At 61.4% G+C, this 15,314-nt stretch carries 12 protein-coding genes; all 12 read right to left on the reverse strand.

The window, feature by feature from the left end; all coding sequences use genetic code 11:
* Positions 1-159 precede the first annotated feature (159 nt).
* Positions 160-1,449 (reverse strand): phosphopyruvate hydratase, encoded by a 1,290-nt coding sequence (gene eno / locus ACIPZH_RS20635; RefSeq protein ID WP_012315883.1) that lies wholly within the window; start codon positions 1,447-1,449, stop codon positions 160-162.
* Positions 1,450-1,644: 195 nt separating this feature from the next.
* Positions 1,645-3,273 carry a CTP synthase gene (locus ACIPZH_RS20640; RefSeq protein ID WP_241804425.1) on the reverse strand — a complete coding sequence of 543 codons (1,629 nt, stop codon included), beginning with the start codon at positions 3,271-3,273 and terminating at the stop codon, positions 1,645-1,647.
* A gap of 269 nt (positions 3,274-3,542) precedes the next feature.
* The gene (tilS, locus tag ACIPZH_RS20645) at positions 3,543-4,823 is read right to left on the reverse strand and encodes a tRNA lysidine(34) synthetase TilS (protein WP_400637629.1); all 1,281 of its coding nucleotides are present in this window, start codon (positions 4,821-4,823) and stop codon (positions 3,543-3,545) included.
* Positions 4,824-4,877: 54 nt separating this feature from the next.
* On the reverse strand, positions 4,878-5,825 hold the full coding sequence (gene accA / locus ACIPZH_RS20650; RefSeq protein ID WP_241804423.1) for an acetyl-CoA carboxylase carboxyl transferase subunit alpha: 948 nt from the start codon (positions 5,823-5,825) through the stop codon (positions 4,878-4,880).
* 105 nt (positions 5,826-5,930) lie between these two features.
* Positions 5,931-9,455, reverse strand: coding sequence for a DNA polymerase III subunit alpha (gene dnaE, locus ACIPZH_RS20655; protein ID WP_400637630.1), 3,525 nt, complete (start codon positions 9,453-9,455; stop codon positions 5,931-5,933).
* A gap of 90 nt (positions 9,456-9,545) precedes the next feature.
* Positions 9,546-10,169, reverse strand: coding sequence for a ribonuclease HII (gene rnhB, locus ACIPZH_RS20660; protein WP_046788313.1), 624 nt, complete (start codon positions 10,167-10,169; stop codon positions 9,546-9,548).
* Position 10,170: 1 nt separating this feature from the next.
* Positions 10,171-11,298: a lipid-A-disaccharide synthase gene (lpxB, locus tag ACIPZH_RS20665; RefSeq protein WP_241804420.1), complete on the reverse strand. Its 1,128-nt coding sequence runs from the start codon at positions 11,296-11,298 to the stop codon at positions 10,171-10,173.
* Between the two features lies 1 nt (position 11,299).
* A complete protein-coding gene (gene lpxA / locus ACIPZH_RS20670; protein WP_241804419.1) occupies positions 11,300-12,076 on the reverse strand; it encodes an acyl-ACP--UDP-N-acetylglucosamine O-acyltransferase in 777 nt (258 codons plus the stop codon).
* The gene (gene fabZ / locus ACIPZH_RS20675) at positions 12,073-12,513 is read right to left on the reverse strand and encodes a 3-hydroxyacyl-ACP dehydratase FabZ (RefSeq protein WP_012315891.1); all 441 of its coding nucleotides are present in this window, start codon (positions 12,511-12,513) and stop codon (positions 12,073-12,075) included. Before fabZ ends, lpxA begins: the two co-directional genes overlap by 4 nt.
* Before the next feature lie 113 nt (positions 12,514-12,626).
* Positions 12,627-13,682 carry a UDP-3-O-(3-hydroxymyristoyl)glucosamine N-acyltransferase gene (lpxD, locus tag ACIPZH_RS20680; protein WP_241804418.1) on the reverse strand — a complete coding sequence of 352 codons (1,056 nt, stop codon included), beginning with the start codon at positions 13,680-13,682 and terminating at the stop codon, positions 12,627-12,629.
* 1 nt (position 13,683) lies between these two features.
* The gene (locus ACIPZH_RS20685; protein WP_400637632.1) at positions 13,684-14,187 is read right to left on the reverse strand and encodes an OmpH family outer membrane protein; all 504 of its coding nucleotides are present in this window, start codon (positions 14,185-14,187) and stop codon (positions 13,684-13,686) included.
* Positions 14,188-14,231: 44 nt separating this feature from the next.
* Positions 14,232-15,314: outer membrane protein assembly factor BamA (gene bamA / locus ACIPZH_RS20690; protein ID WP_400637633.1), on the reverse strand; the 1,083-nt coding region annotated here is incomplete at its 5' end.

The raw sequence follows: 15,314 nt of genomic DNA on the forward strand, positions 1-15,314 counted from the left end.
GGTATCCAGGTTAAAAAGACCGCCGCGAAAAGGCAGACCTCAAATAGCACGAAGCCTGGCCGAGGCCAGGCTTCGTCGACAGAAACCCGCATCATGTGTCAGAAATTTCAGTATGAAAGTTCCGACAGCTTCGGCTGCTGTCTTTTTACCATCTCTTGCTTAGCCGCGAAACTCGGCGCGACCGCGGTAAACCGCTTTGGCGCCCAGTTGTTCTTCGATGCGCAGCAACTGGTTGTACTTGGAGACGCGGTCGGAACGGCACAGCGAGCCAGTCTTGATCTGGCCAGCGGCGGTACCCACAGCCAGGTCGGCAATGGTCGAGTCTTCGGTTTCACCGGAGCGGTGCGAGATCACGGCGGTGTAGCCAGCGGCCTTGGCCATCTGGATGGCTTCCAGGGTTTCGGTCAGCGAGCCGATCTGGTTGAACTTGATCAGGATCGAGTTACCGATGCCCTTCTCGATGCCTTCCTTGAGGATCTTGGTGTTGGTCACGAACAGGTCGTCACCGACAAGTTGTACCTTCTCGCCGATCTTGTCGGTGAGAATCTTCCAGCCCGCCCAATCGGACTCATCCAGGCCGTCTTCGATCGAGATGATCGGGAAGCGCTCAGTGAGGCCTTTCAGGTAGTCGGCAAAGCCTTCGGCGTCGAACGACTTGCCTTCGCCAGACAGGTTGTACTTGCCGTCTTCGTAGAATTCGGAGGCCGCGCAGTCGAGGGCCAGGGTCACGTCGGTACCCAGCTTGTAACCGGCTTTTTCCACGGCTTCAGCGATAGCGCCCAGGGCGTCTTCGTTGGAAGCCAGGTTCGGCGCGAAGCCACCTTCGTCACCCACTGCCGTGTTCAGGCCACGGGCCTTGAGCACAGCCTTGAGGTGATGGAAGATCTCGGTGCCCATGCGCAGGCCATCGGAGAAGGTCTTGGCGCCAACCGGCTGCACCATGAACTCCTGGATGTCGACGTTGTTGTCGGCGTGCTCGCCACCGTTGATGATGTTCATCATCGGAACCGGCATCGAGTACTGACCTGGGGTGCCGTTCAGGTTGGCGATGTGCGCGTACAGCGGCAGGTCCTGGTCCTGGGCAGCAGCTTTCGCGGCAGCCAGGGAAACAGCCAGGATGGCGTTGGCGCCCAGCTTGGCCTTGTTCTCGGTACCGTCCAGTTCGATCATGGCGCGGTCCAGGGCCTTCTGGTCCGAAGGGTCCTTGCCCAGCAGCAGGTCACGGATCGGGCCGTTGATGTTGCCAACGGCTTTCAGCACGCCCTTGCCCATGTAACGGCTCTTGTCGCCATCACGCAGCTCCAGCGCTTCGCGCGAGCCGGTGGAAGCACCGGACGGAGCGCAAGCGCTGCCGATGATGCCGTTGTCGAGCAGTACATCGGCTTCCACGGTGGGGTTGCCACGCGAATCGAGAACTTCACGACCTTTGATGTCGACGATTTTTGCCATTGTTGTAAGCACTCCAGAATTGACGAAAACAACGCAGCTTTAGGAAATTCTTGCCTTGCACCAGGCGTAAATGCAGCAGGCAGGCCTGGCAGAAGCAGCCCCTGACCTGTGGGTCAGGGGCAGAACGGACGGTACTTTACCCGAGAAATGAGCTTTGCGCGGTTTATACCGTCGGAAAACTCACCAAGCCTGGGCTCAGGCCTTGTTCTTCTGTGCCAGAGCAGCCTTGACGAAGCCACTGAACAGCGGGTGGCCATCACGCGGAGTCGAGGTGAACTCCGGGTGGAACTGGCAGGCGACGAACCACGGGTGGTCCTTGGACTCGACCACTTCAACCAGCGCACCGTCTTCGGAACGACCCGAGACCACCAGGCCGGCATCGACCAGTTGCGGCAGCAGGTTGTTGTTCACTTCGTAGCGGTGGCGATGGCGCTCGGTGATCACGTCCTTGCCATAGCAGTCATGTACCTTGGAGCCGGCTGCCAGTTGGCAATCCTGCGCGCCCAGGCGCATGGTGCCACCCAGGTCGGAGGCTTCGGTACGGGTCTCGACGGCGCCGGTGGCATCGGCCCACTCGGTGATCAGGCCAACGACCGGGTGGCCGCTGTTGCGATCGAACTCGGTGGAGTTGGCGTCTTGCCAGCCCATCACGTTACGGGCGAACTCGATCACGGCAACCTGCATGCCCAGGCAGATACCCAGGTACGGCACCTTGTTCTCACGGGCATACTGCACCGCGGTGATCTTGCCTTCCACGCCACGCAGGCCGAAACCGCCTGGTACCAGGATGGCGTCTGCGCCTTCGAGCAGGCTGGTGCCCTGGTTCTCGATATCTTCGGAATCGATGTAGCGCAGGTTGACCTTGGTGCGGTTGGTGATGCCGGCGTGGCTCATCGCTTCGATCAGCGACTTGTACGCGTCCAGCAGCTCCATGTATTTGCCGACCATGGCGATGGTCACTTCGTGCTCAGGGTTGAGCTTGGCGTCGACTACCTTGTCCCATTCGGACAGGTCGGCGCTGCTGCACTGCAGGCCGAAGCGCTCGACGACGAAATCGTCCAGGCCCTGGGCATGCAGAATGCCTGGGATCTTGTAGATGGTGTCGGCGTCTTCAAGGGCAATCACCGCACGCTCTTCAACGTTGGTGAACTGGGCGATCTTGCGGCGCGACGAGCTGTCGATCGGGTGGTCGGAGCGGCAGACCAGTACATCAGGCTGCAGGCCGATGGAGCGCAGCTCCTTGACCGAGTGCTGAGTCGGCTTGGTCTTGGTTTCACCAGCGGTGGCGATGTACGGCACCAGCGTCAGGTGCATCAGCATCGCGCGCTTGGCGCCGACTTCGAAACGCAACTGGCGGATCGCCTCGAGGAACGGTTGCGACTCGATGTCGCCCACGGTGCCACCGATTTCCACCAGGGCCACATCGGCATCGCCGGCGCCCTTGATGATGCGGCGCTTGATCTCGTCGGTGATATGCGGGATGACCTGGATGGTCGCGCCAAGGTAATCACCACGACGCTCTTTGCGCAGCACGTGCTCGTAGATGCGGCCGGTGGTGAAGTTGTTGTTCTGGGTCATGGTCGTGCGGATGAACCGCTCGTAGTGGCCCAGGTCGAGGTCGGTCTCGGCGCCGTCGTGGGTGACGAATACTTCACCGTGCTGGAACGGACTCATGGTGCCAGGATCGACGTTGATGTACGGATCCAGCTTGAGCATGGTGACCTTTAGCCCCCGCGCTTCCAGGATGGCCGCCAGGGAAGCCGAGGCAATGCCTTTCCCCAATGAAGAAACAACACCGCCCGTGACGAATATGTAGCGCGTCATGAAAAACCCTAGAAGTCTGCGTTAAGGCGGCCAGCGCCGCCGGAGAAAGCGAAGGAAGGCCGAAGCCCCCGATCACCTGCGTCAATCACAGTGCATCTCGAAAAACTGCCGCGCCTGTACAGACCAGGGTCATCCCCGGCATGGAGTTCGCTCGTCATTTCCAGAATCAGCCCAGCAAAAAACTGCGTGGTAATCGGCAACTGCCGTGTTTCCGAGGAACGCACAGAAGTTGTATCAAGAAGGGAGGGTAGTCTACCGGAATGTACCCTTCAGCTCAAACCTTGCGCGTTCGTCGGAGGCTGCCAGTGAAGCTGGCAATCGGCCTGCGCCAGTCGCGGCAGATTGGCCACTGCCAGCAAGCGCTCGCCACGATACAGCAATGGCAGGCGCGGTCGCACGAAGTGCGGGACGTGCGATTCGTTGAGCAGGCGCTTGAGGTCGCGCTTGCCACGGCCTGGTATGTCCAGCACTTCCCCGCCCTGGCGATAGGCGATGCGCAAATCGCCTTCCGGGGCGCCCTGCAGGCTGACGCTGCCGTTCCCAGGCAACAGCAACAGGCTACCGGGCTTGTCCCAGCGCAGCGTTCCGCCCACAGGCTGCAGCCAGTCGCCAGACAACCACCAGATACGTCCGTGGCTGCGCTCGAGTTTGCCATCGGTCAGCTGCCAGGCAGGTTGGGCATCGATTGCCGCATCACGCAGAGCGGCCCAACCGGCCCAATGCCGGGTGTCGGGCAAACGGGTGCGCAAGCTCAACCAATACTGCAGGGCGTTGCGCTGACGGGCCGGCGACAGCGCCGCCAGGCTCGCTAGGTCAAGGGAGTCCACCGCAGACCACATGGCCGGCGCGCCCTCCTGGGCCAGGGCCAGGTCAGCCTGGGCCAGTTCATCGAGCAGCCCGAGCGCCTCCCCCAGGTGCCCGGCGGTGCGAGCCAGGGCCTGGCTGGCCTGCGGCCAACGCTGCTGCAGTAGCGGGAACACTTCAGCGCGCAAGAAATTGCGGGCAAAGGCCCTGTCTGCGTTGGATGGGTCTTCGGCCCAGATCAGCCCATGGCTTTGTGCATACGCGTGCAACTGCGCGCGAGAAACGTTGAGCAGCGGCCTGACCAGGTGGCCGCGCCCCAACGGACGCTGTTGCGGCATCGCCGCCAGGCCACGCAGGCCGGCCCCCCGCAGAAGCCGGAACAGCAAGGTTTCGGCCTGGTCATCACAGTGCTGCCCCGTGAAAAGAACGTCGCCCGCGCCGAGAACGGTCTGGAATGCCGCATACCGAGCATCGCGCGCAGCCTGCTCCAGGCTCGCCTCGGCAGCGACCTGAACGTGGATGACGGTGAGTTCGATCCCGAGCCGCTCGCACACTGCGGTGCAATGGCTTGGCCAGGCATCGGCGGCGGGTTGCAGGCCGTGGTGGATGTGGATGGCATGGAGCGGAGGCGTTGCGTGGATGCTGGCGTAGTCGGCCAGCCAGTGCAGAAGGACCGTGGAGTCGAGGCCACCGGAGAAAGCGATGTACCAGGCAGGGGCATTGAGCCAAGGGGTGAGGTTGATCATTGGCGCCTCACGCGGCTTGAAAGCGTGGGGGCGCTTGGCGCCCCCAGTGGTGCATCAGAGGCCGTAGCTCATCAGGCGCTCATAACGACGGGCCAGCAGCGTGTCGTTATCGAGCTTGCCGAGCATGTCCAGCTGCTGAACCAGGTCAGCGCGAATGCTTTCGGACATCTGCGCAGGGTCACGGTGGGCACCGCCCAGCGGTTCCTCGATGACCTTGTCGACGATGTTCAGGCTTTTCAGGCGCTCGGCGGTGATGCCCATGGCCTCGGCAGCGTCGGCGGCCTTGTCGGCGGTTTTCCACAGGATCGAGGCGCAACCCTCCGGCGAGATCACCGAGTACGTGGAGTACTGCAGCATGTTCAGCTGGTCGCAGACACCAATGGCCAGTGCACCGCCGGAACCACCTTCACCGATGACGGTGGCGATGATCGGCGTCTTCAGGCGCGCCATGACACGCAGGTTCCAGGCGATCGCTTCGCTCTGGTTGCGTTCTTCCGCGTCGATGCCTGGGTATGCACCCGGGGTGTCGATGAAGGTCAGGATCGGCATCTTGAAGCGTTCGGCCATTTCCATCAGGCGGCAAGCCTTGCGGTAGCCTTCAGGGCGCGGCATGCCGAAGTTGCGGCGAACCTTTTCGCGCACTTCACGGCCCTTCTGGTGGCCGATGACCATGACCGGCCGGCCATCCAGGCGCGCGGTACCACCGACGATGGCGGCATCGTCGGAGAAGTGACGGTCGCCGTGCAGCTCTTCGAACTCGGTGAAGATGTGCTCCAGGTAGTCCAGTGTGTACGGACGACGCGGGTGACGGGCCAGGCGGGCGATCTGCCAGCTGGTCAGGTTGCCGAAGATGCTTTCGGTCAGAGTGTTGCTCTTGTCTTGCAGACGGGCAATTTCATCGCTGATGTTCAGCGAGTTGTCGTTACCCACCAAACGCAGCCCTTCGATCTTGGCTTGCAGGTCGGCAATCGGCTGTTCGAAATCGAGAAAATTCGGGTTCATAGTCATCCGTCTTGGGTCTACGGCCAGGCGGCCGGCCGGTTGATCCGTTTGGCGCCCTACCTTAAGGGATCAGGCGCATTCAGGTCGAGATTAAATTTCGTCGGTTCAACGATATTGCAGGAAGACGTTCTCACGCCCGAACTGGTCACGCAGCGCCTGAATCAAGCCATCGGCCGGGTCGATCGACCACTGGTCGCCGAACTGCAGCATCGCCTTGGCGTCGCTGCCGGTGTATTCGAGGGTGATCGGGCAACCACCGCGATGGCGGGTGATCAGCTCGCCCAGCCAGTTCAGGCGGTCGCCCTTGAGGGCATCGTGGGTGATCTTCAGCCGCAGGCTCTCGGCAAGCTTGGTACGGGCATCTTCCATGGTCATCACCTGCTTGACGCGCAGGCGCAGGCCACCGGAGAAGTCGTCGTTGCTGACCTCACCCTCGACCACGACCATGGCATCGTTCTGCAACAGCGCCTGAGCCCCCATGAAGGCATCGGCGAACAATGAGGCTTCGATGCGCCCGGAGCGGTCATCGAGGGTGACAAACCCCATCTTGTCGCCCTTCTTGTTCTTCATCACCCGCATCGCAATTATCATCCCGGCGATAGTCTGCGTTTCGCGGGAGGGTTTCAGGTCGATGATGCGCTGGCGGGCGAACCGGCGGATTTCCCCTTCATATTCATCGATCGGGTGGCCGGTGAGGTACACGCCAAGGGTATCCTTCTCGCCCTTCAGGCGCTCCTTGAGCGTCAGTTCACGCACCTTGCGGTGGTTGGCGTAGACATCGGAGTCCTCCTCGACGAACAGCCCACCGAACAGGTCCACGTGGCCGCTATCAGCGGTGCGTGCGGTCTGCTCTGCAGCCTTGATCGCCTCCTCGAGGGCCGACAGCAAGGTCGCGCGATTGATGTCGATACTGGCGTGGTACGCCTTGATCTCATCATGGAAGTGCGGGCCCAGCCGATCCAGCGCGCCACTGCGGATCAGCGCATCGAGTGTACGTTTGTTCACCCGCTTGAGGTCGACCCGCTCACAGAAGTCGAACAGATCCTTGAACGGGCCACCCTGGGCGCGTGCCTCGACAATCGCCTCCACCGGGCCTTCACCCACGCCTTTGATAGCGCCAAGGCCATAGATGATGCGGCCGTCGTCATTGACCGTGAACTTGAACTCCGAGGCATTCACGTCCGGGGCGTCGAGGCGCAGCTTCATGCTGCGCACTTCTTCGATCAGCACCACCACTTTGTCGGTGTTGTGCATATCCGCTGACAACACCGCGGCCATGAACGGCGCCGGGTAATGAGTCTTGAGCCAGGCGGTCTGGTAAGACACCAGGCCGTAGGCCGCCGAGTGGGACTTGTTGAAGCCGTAACCGGCAAATTTTTCCACCAGGTCGAAGATGTTGCCGGCAAGGTCTGCATCGATGTTGTTGGCCACACAACCCTCGATGAAACCGCCGCGCTGCTTGGCCATTTCTTCAGGCTTTTTCTTACCCATGGCGCGGCGCAGCATGTCGGCGCCGCCCAGGGTGTACCCCGCCATGACCTGCGCAATCTGCATCACCTGCTCCTGATACAGGATGATGCCGTAGGTCGGCGCAAGAACAGGCTTGAGGCCTTCGTACTGGTAGTCCGAGTGTGGGTAGGCGAGCTCGGCGCGGCCGTGCTTGCGGTTGATGAAGTCGTCCACCATGCCCGACTGCAGGGGGCCTGGGCGGAACAACGCCACCAGTGCGATGAGGTCTTCCAGGCAGTCAGGCTTGAGCTTCTTGATCAGCTCTTTCATGCCCCGCGACTCGAGCTGGAACACCGCCGTGGTTTCGGCCTTCTGCAGCAACTCGTAGGTCTTGCGATCGTCCAGCGGGATGAAGTCGATGTTGACGTCGGGCAGGTTGTTCTTGGCCTGCTCGCGGTTGATCGTCTCCATGGCCCACTTGATGATGGTCAGGGTACGCAGGCCAAGGAAGTCGAACTTGACCAGGCCGGCGGCCTCGACATCGTCCTTGTCGAACTGGGTCACCAGGCCGCCGCCCTCTTCGTCACAGGCGATCGGCGAGAAATCGGTGAGCTTGGTCGGGGCGATGACCACACCACCGGCGTGCTTGCCGGTACCACGGGTGACACCTTCGAGCTTGAGCGCCATTTCCCAGATTTCGCGGGCGTCTTCGTCGCCCTTGAGGAAGTCGCGCAGGATCTCTTCCTGCTCGTAGGCCTTCTCCAGGGTCATGCCCACTTCGAACGGGATCATCTTCGACAGACGGTCAGCCAGGCCATAGGACTTGCCCTGCACCCGCGCCACGTCGCGTACCACCGCCTTGGCGGCCATGGTCCCGAAGGTGATGATCTGGCTGACCGCGTTGCGCCCGTAGGCGTCGGCCACGTAGTCGATCACCCGGTCCCGGCCATCCATGCAGAAGTCGACGTCGAAGTCGGGCATGGAAACACGTTCAGGGTTCAGGAAACGTTCGAACAGCAGGTCATAGGCCAGAGGATCGAGGTCGGTGATCTTCAGTACGTAGGCCACCAGCGAGCCGGCACCCGAACCACGGCCAGGGCCTACCGGCACGCCGTTGTTCTTGGCCCACTTGATGAAGTCCATAACGATCAGGAAGTAACCCGGGAAACCCATCTGGATGATGATGTCCAGTTCGAATTTCAGGCGGTCCAGGTAGACCTGGCGCTTCTCTTCGTAATTGGGCGTGGTCTCCTTGGGCCAGAGCACTGCCAGGCGCTCCTCCAGGCCTTCGTGCGAGACATGGCGCAAGTAGTCGTCGATCCCCATGCCATTGGGCGTGGGGAAATCAGGCAGGAAGTACTTGCCCAGTTGTACCTGTATGTTGCAGCGCTTGGCGATCTCGACGGTGTTGGCGATGGCGTCGGGCAGGTCGCTGAACAGCTCGGCCATTTCATCCGCGCTTTTGAGGTACTGCTGGTCGCTGTACATGCGTGGGCGACGCGGGTCGTCCAGGGTCCAGCCTTCACCGATGCACACCCGGCTTTCGTGGGCGTCGAAGTCCGATTGCTTGATAAAGCGCACATCATTGGTGGCCACCAGCGGCGCGCCGACCTTGTCGGCCAGCGCCACGGCAGCGTGCACGTACTCTTCGTCACCGGCACGATTGGTGCGCTGCACCTCGACGTAAAAACGCTCGGGGAACATGCCCATCCAGTCGTGTAGCAGCGCCTCGGCCTCAGTGGCACGGCCGGCCATCAGCGCCATGCCGATATCGCCCTCTTTGCCAGCAGACAGGGCAATCAGGCCTTCGCTGGCCGAGGCGACCCATTCACGCTGAAGAATCACCAGGCCATTGCGTTGGCCGTCAGTCCAGCCTCGGGAGATCAGCTCGGTAAGGTTGCGGTAACCCTTGGGGTTCATCGCCAGGAAGCAGATACGCGACAGCGGCGCTTCAGGGTCGGCACCGGCCAGCCACAGATCAGCACCGCAGATCGGCTTGATGCCCGCGCCCATGGCGGTCTTGTAGAACTTCACCAGCGCACACATGTTGCTCTGGTCGGTGATCGCCACCGCGGGCATGTTCATCCCGGCCAGCGCCTTGGCCAGCGGTTTGATCCGCACCAGGCCGTCGACCAGCGAGAATTCGGAGTGGACGCGCAGGTGAACGAAGGGAACCGACATGGAAGATCCTGTAGCAGTGCTGAACGACAAAGGCGGGATTGTAGCGTAAAAGCGAGGGGGGGGTTGGGGACGCAAGGCGCCCCCAACAGGCTAGATCAGAGAATCGGTAATGCCTTCACGGGCTTCCCAAGCGGCCCGTACCGGCGCAAAGGAACGCCGATGGATGGGGGTGGGCCCGAGGCGGGCCAGGGCTTGCAGATGTACCGGCGTCGGGTAGCCCTTGTGCCCGCCAATCCCGTACCCCGGATAAATCAGCTCGAATGCGCTCATCTCGCGATCGCGGGTCACTTTGGCCAGGATCGACGCTGCAGCGATGGCCGGCACTTGGCTATCGCCCTTGATGACCGGAGCAGCCGGCACCGACAGTTTGGGGCAGCGGTTACCGTCGATCAGAGCGAGCCTGGGAGTAACGCTCAGGCCTTCGACCGCACGCTGCATGGCCAGCATGGTCGCTTGCAGAATATTGAGGCGGTCGATTTCCTCCACTTCGGCGCGGGCAATGCAAAAACTCAGGGCTTTCGCACAGATCTCGTCGAACAGCGCTTCGCGCTTGGCTTCGGTGAGTTTTTTCGAATCGTTGAGGCCGAGGATCGGCCGCGCCGGGTCAAGAATCACCGCGGCTGTCACAACGGCGCCGCACAGCGGGCCGCGCCCGACTTCGTCGACGCCGGCAACCAGGTCCTCGACCAGGTTGAAATCCAGTCCTATCTGCATGTCAGCGGTCCTTGAGCAAAGCCAGCACCGCGTCGGCCGCCTGGTTGGAGGCGTCGCGGCGCAGGGTGCGGTGAATCTCGTCGAAGCGCTCGGTCTGCTGCCTGCCATCGGCCACCAGGGGGGCCAGGGTTTGAGCCAGGGCCTCGCTGGTGGCGGCATCCTGCAGCAACTCTGGCACCAACTCGCGCTGGGCGAGCAAGTTGGGCAAAGACACGTAGGGGCTTTTCACCAGACGCTTGAGAATCCAGTAGGTCAATGGCGCGAGGCGATAAGCAACGACCATCGGGCGTTTGTACAGCATGGCCTCCAGGGTGGCGGTACCCGAGGCGATCAGCACCGCATCACAGGCAGCGAGAGCCTGATGCGACTGGCCATCGAGCAGCGTCAAAGGCAAATCGCGACCTTCCAGCATCTGTTCGAGCTGTGCGCGCCGCGCGCCATTGGCGCACGGCAATACAAACTGCACGCCGGGTATCAGCTCGCGCAGGCGCTGCGCCGCATCCAGGAACAACGCCCCCAGGCGCCCGACTTCCCCGCCACGGCTACCAGGCATCAGGGCAACCACCGGCCCTGCATCGAGCCCCAGCGCCCCGCGTGCAGCCTGCCGATCCGCAGCCAACGGTATGGTATCGGCCAAGGGATGGCCGACGAACCTTACCGGCACCCCCTGCTCTTCATAGAAGCGTGCTTCGAAGGGCAGCAGCGTCAGCATCAGATCGCAACCTTCACGAATCTTCAGCACGCGCTTCTGCCGCCATGCCCAGACCGAAGGGCTGACGTAATGCACGGTCTTGATACCCGCCTGGCGCAGCTTCAATTCGATATTGAGGGTGAAATCAGGTGCATCGATGCCAATGAACACATCCGGCTTTTCAGCGATGAGGGTCTGGATCAGTGCCTTGCGCCGCTTGAGCAGCTCGCGCAGGCGCCCCAGCACCTCGACCAGGCCCATGACCGCCAGACGCTCCATCGGGAAATACGACTGCATGCCTTCGGCTTCCATCAGCGGACCGCCAACGCCGATGAAACGCACCTGGGGATGACGCGCCTTCAAGGCGCGCATCAGACCGGAACCCAGAATATCGCCGCTGGCCTCACCCGCGACCAAGGCTACGCAAAGTTGCGCCATGTCAGCGGGTAATGCCGCGAGCAGAGTTCACGATCGACTGACGGAACAAGTCGACCTCTGGGTGTTTGCCTGCCAGCTCATCCAGCTCCTTGACCGCTTCTTCAACAGTCAGGCCCTGGCGGTAGACGATCTTGTAGGAACGACGCAGGGCATGGATGACCTCGTCGCTGAAACCGCGGCGGCGCATGCCTTCGAAGTTCATGCTGCGGGCTTCGGCGGGGCTGCCGAATACCGTGACGTATGCCGGAACGTCTTTGCCGATCGCCGTGCCCATGCCGGAGAAGGCATGCGCGCCGATGTGGCAGTACTGGTGCACCAGGGTGAACCCGGAGAGGATCGCCCAGTCACCCACATGCACATGCCCGGCCAACGCAGTGTTGTTGACCAGGATGCAATGGTTTCCGATCACACTGTCATGGCCGATGTGGGCGTAGGCCATGATCAGGTTGTGGTCACCCAGCGTGGTTTCAGCGCGATCCTGAACCGTGCCACGGTGAATGGTCACACCCTCGCGAATCACGTTGTGATCACCGATCACCAGGCGCGTCGGTTCACCTTTGTACTTCAGGTCCGGGGTGTCTTCGCCGATCGAGGAAAACTGGTAGATGCGATTGTGCTTGCCGATCCGGGTCGGACCTTTGAGCACCACGTGAGGACCAATGACGGTACCCTCCCCGATTTCAACATCAGGGCCAACGATCGACCACGGGCCGACCTCGACGCCATCGGCCAGTTTGGCCGACGGATCAATGATCGCCCGTGGATCAATCGAATTCATAACTCACGTTCCGCACAGGTGATCTCAGCCGAGCACACTGGCTTGCCATCGACCAGAGCCCGGCACTCGAACTTCCAGATGGTCTTCTTACGGCCGATGAACTTGGCCTCAAGCACCAACTGGTCGCCCGGCAGGACGGGCTGACGGAAACGCAGCTTGTCGGAACCAACGAAGTAATAGAGCGTGCCGTCGGCCGGCTTGGCATCGAGCATCTTGAAACCGAGAATGCCTGCAGCCTGTGCCATGGCTTCGATGATCAGCACGCCTGGCATTACCGGGTGCTCCGGGAAATGCCCGTTGAAGAACGGCTCATTGATGCTGACATTCTTGTAGGCACGAATGCTCTGGGCCTCGAAGTCCAGATCCGTTACACGATCCACCAACAGGAACGGGTAACGGTGAGGCAGGTATTCGCGAATCTCGTTGATGTCCATCATTTCGGGGGGAAGCCTGTAATAAGAATAGGGAGCGCAGGTGCTGACCACACGCTCCTTTTGCAATCCAAAGAGGAGCCAGCTAGCGACTGTTCACTCTTGCTCAGGAAATGGTATCAGCCTTCTGATGTCGGCTGGCCACCTGAGGTCACGGTATCGACACGTTTTTCCAGCTGCTGGAGACGTTTGGACATGTCATCCAGTTGGCGGATACGCGCAGCGCTCTTGCGCCAGTCAGCCAGTGGCTGCATGGCAGTACCGGAAGAATAGGCACCCGGTTCGGTGATCGAACGAGTGACCATGGTCATCCCGGAAACGAATACGTTGTCGCACACATCGATGTGCCCCACCATGCCGACGCCGCCAGCGATGGTGCAGTGCTTGCCAATGCGCGTACTGCCGGAAATCCCGACGCAGGCAGCCATGGCCGTGTGCTCACCGATCTGCACGTTGTGGGCGATCTGGATCTGGTTGTCGAGCTTGACGCCGTCAGCGATCCGCGTGTCGGACAATGCGCCCCTGTCAACCGCGGTGTTCACGCCGATTTCGACGTCATCACCCAGGGTGACACCGCCGATCTGGGCAATCTTGCGCCATACCCCTTTCTCGTTGGCAAAGCCGAAGCCCTCACCACCGATCACCGCACCAGACTGGATGACCACGCGCTTGCCAATGGTCACGTCGTGATACAGCGTGACGCGAGGTGCCAACCAGCCACCCTCACCGACCACACAACGGGCACCGATCACGCAATGCGCACCGATACTGACGTTCGCGCCAATGCGTGCGCCGCTCTCGATGACCACGAACGGCCCGATGCTGGCACTGGCATCCACCTGTGCATCCTCGGCGACCACGGCGCTGGGATGAATTCCCGCTACAGCCTTGGGTTTGGGATCGAACAGGTGGGAAATGCGCGCGTAGGCCAGGTACGGGTCCGCCACGATCAGCGCATTGCCGGCGAAGCCTTCGGCATCTGCAGCCTGCAGCAATACCGCTGCTGCCTGACAGTTATCCAGGTACTTGCGGTACTGCTTGTTGGCGAGAAAGCTCAACTGACCGGGGCCAGCCTCCTGCAAGGTGGCCAGCCCGGTGATCTGTAGCGCCTCGGAGCCTTTGAGAGTGGCCCCGAGGGCCTCGGCCAACTGGCCGAGCGTCATGGTCACGGTCATATCAACGGGCTTGGTTCATGCGCTCGATGACTTGGCGGGTGATGTCGTACTGAGGCTTGACATCAATGACCGCGCCACGCTCGAGGACCAGGTCGTAACCGCCTTTCTTGATCACTTCTTCGACAGCGCCGTCGAGCTTGGGCTTGAGCTGCTTGAGCATGTCGCGGTCAGCAACCGCTTTAGCTTCATTCAGCTCCTTGGACTGGAACTGGAAGTCACGTGCCTTTTGCTTGAACTCAAGCTCCAGGCGCTCGCGCTCTGGCTGGGCCAACTTGTCGCCGCCTTTGATCAAGCGGTCCTGAATGCCTTTGGCACTGCTTTCCAGGGTCTTGAGCTTGGTCAACTGCGGGCCGAACTTCTTCTCGGCATCCACCGCGTACTTCTTGGCGGCATCGGATTCAAGCAACGCCATCTGATAGTTCAGCACGGCAATCTTCATTTCGGCGAAAGCCGGGGTGGCGACCAGCGCCGCGGCCAGTATGGCCAGTTGAGTCAACTTACGCACGATGCACTCCTGGATAAACCGTTGTCGTTAAGCAAGGGCCGACCTTAGAAGGTCTGGCCCAGAGAGAATTGGAACACCTGGGTATCGGCATCGTCCGGCTTCTTGACCGGCATCGCCAGGCTGAAGCTCAACGGGCCCAGTGCGGTGATCCAGGTCACACCCAAACCAACGGAGCTGGCCATGTCCGAGAAACCGACCTTGGCGCAGTCAGGCTTGGAACCGCAATTGGTGTCGAACACGTTACCCACATCCCAGAACACGGAGGTGCGCAGCGAGCGCTGGTCCTTCACGAACGGCAGCGGGAACAGCAGCTCTACGCCACCCTGCACCAGGACGTTGCCACCGAACGGCAGCGGGTCTTGATCCGGGTCTGCGATAGTGCCGGGGTTCGAACCGTTACTCGGCGTACTGCGTGGGCCCAGGCTGCTGTCCTTGAAGCCGCGAACGGAGTTGAAGCCACCCGCATAGTAGTTCTCGTAGAACGGCAGGCCCGAAGTGCCACCGAAACCATCACCATAGCCCAATTCGGTGTGCAGGCGCAGGGTGTAGTCGTTGTTGATCGGCTTGAACAGCTGGCCGCGGTAATCAAGCTTGTAGAACGACAGGTCGCTGCCTGGAATGGTCGATTCCAGGGTCAGGCTCTGGGAGTGACCACGGGTCGCCAGCACGCCTTTGTTCAGGGTCGACTCGGACCAGCCGATAGACGCCTTGAAGTTCAGGAAGCTGTCGCCTTCTTCTTCGAGGAAGTCGAAGATCTCGTCAACGGTATAGCGACCGGTCTTGATCTTGTCCTGCTGCACGCTGAGGCCGTAGGTCAGGCGCGAGGTTTCGCTGATCGGGTAGCCCAGGCTCACACCGGCACCCAGGCTGTCGACCGCATAGCTGGCCACGTCAACGTCGAGGTCGTCGTAGTCGGTGCTGCGATAGAACGCGTTGTAACCCAGGCTCACGCCGTCAGCAGTGAAGTAGGGGTCAACGAAACCGAAGTTGTAGCGGGTCTGGTATTCCGAGCGGGTCAAACCGATGGAAACTTTGTTACCCGTACCGAGGAAGTTGGTCTGGCTGATCGAACCGCCCAGGATCAGGCCGGCGCTCTGGGCGAAGCCCACGCTGGCAGTGATCGAGCC

This window comes from Pseudomonas sp. NPDC089758, from assembly GCF_044748705.1.
In the GTDB taxonomy this organism is placed as follows: domain Bacteria; phylum Pseudomonadota; class Gammaproteobacteria; order Pseudomonadales; family Pseudomonadaceae; genus Aquipseudomonas; species Aquipseudomonas putida_X.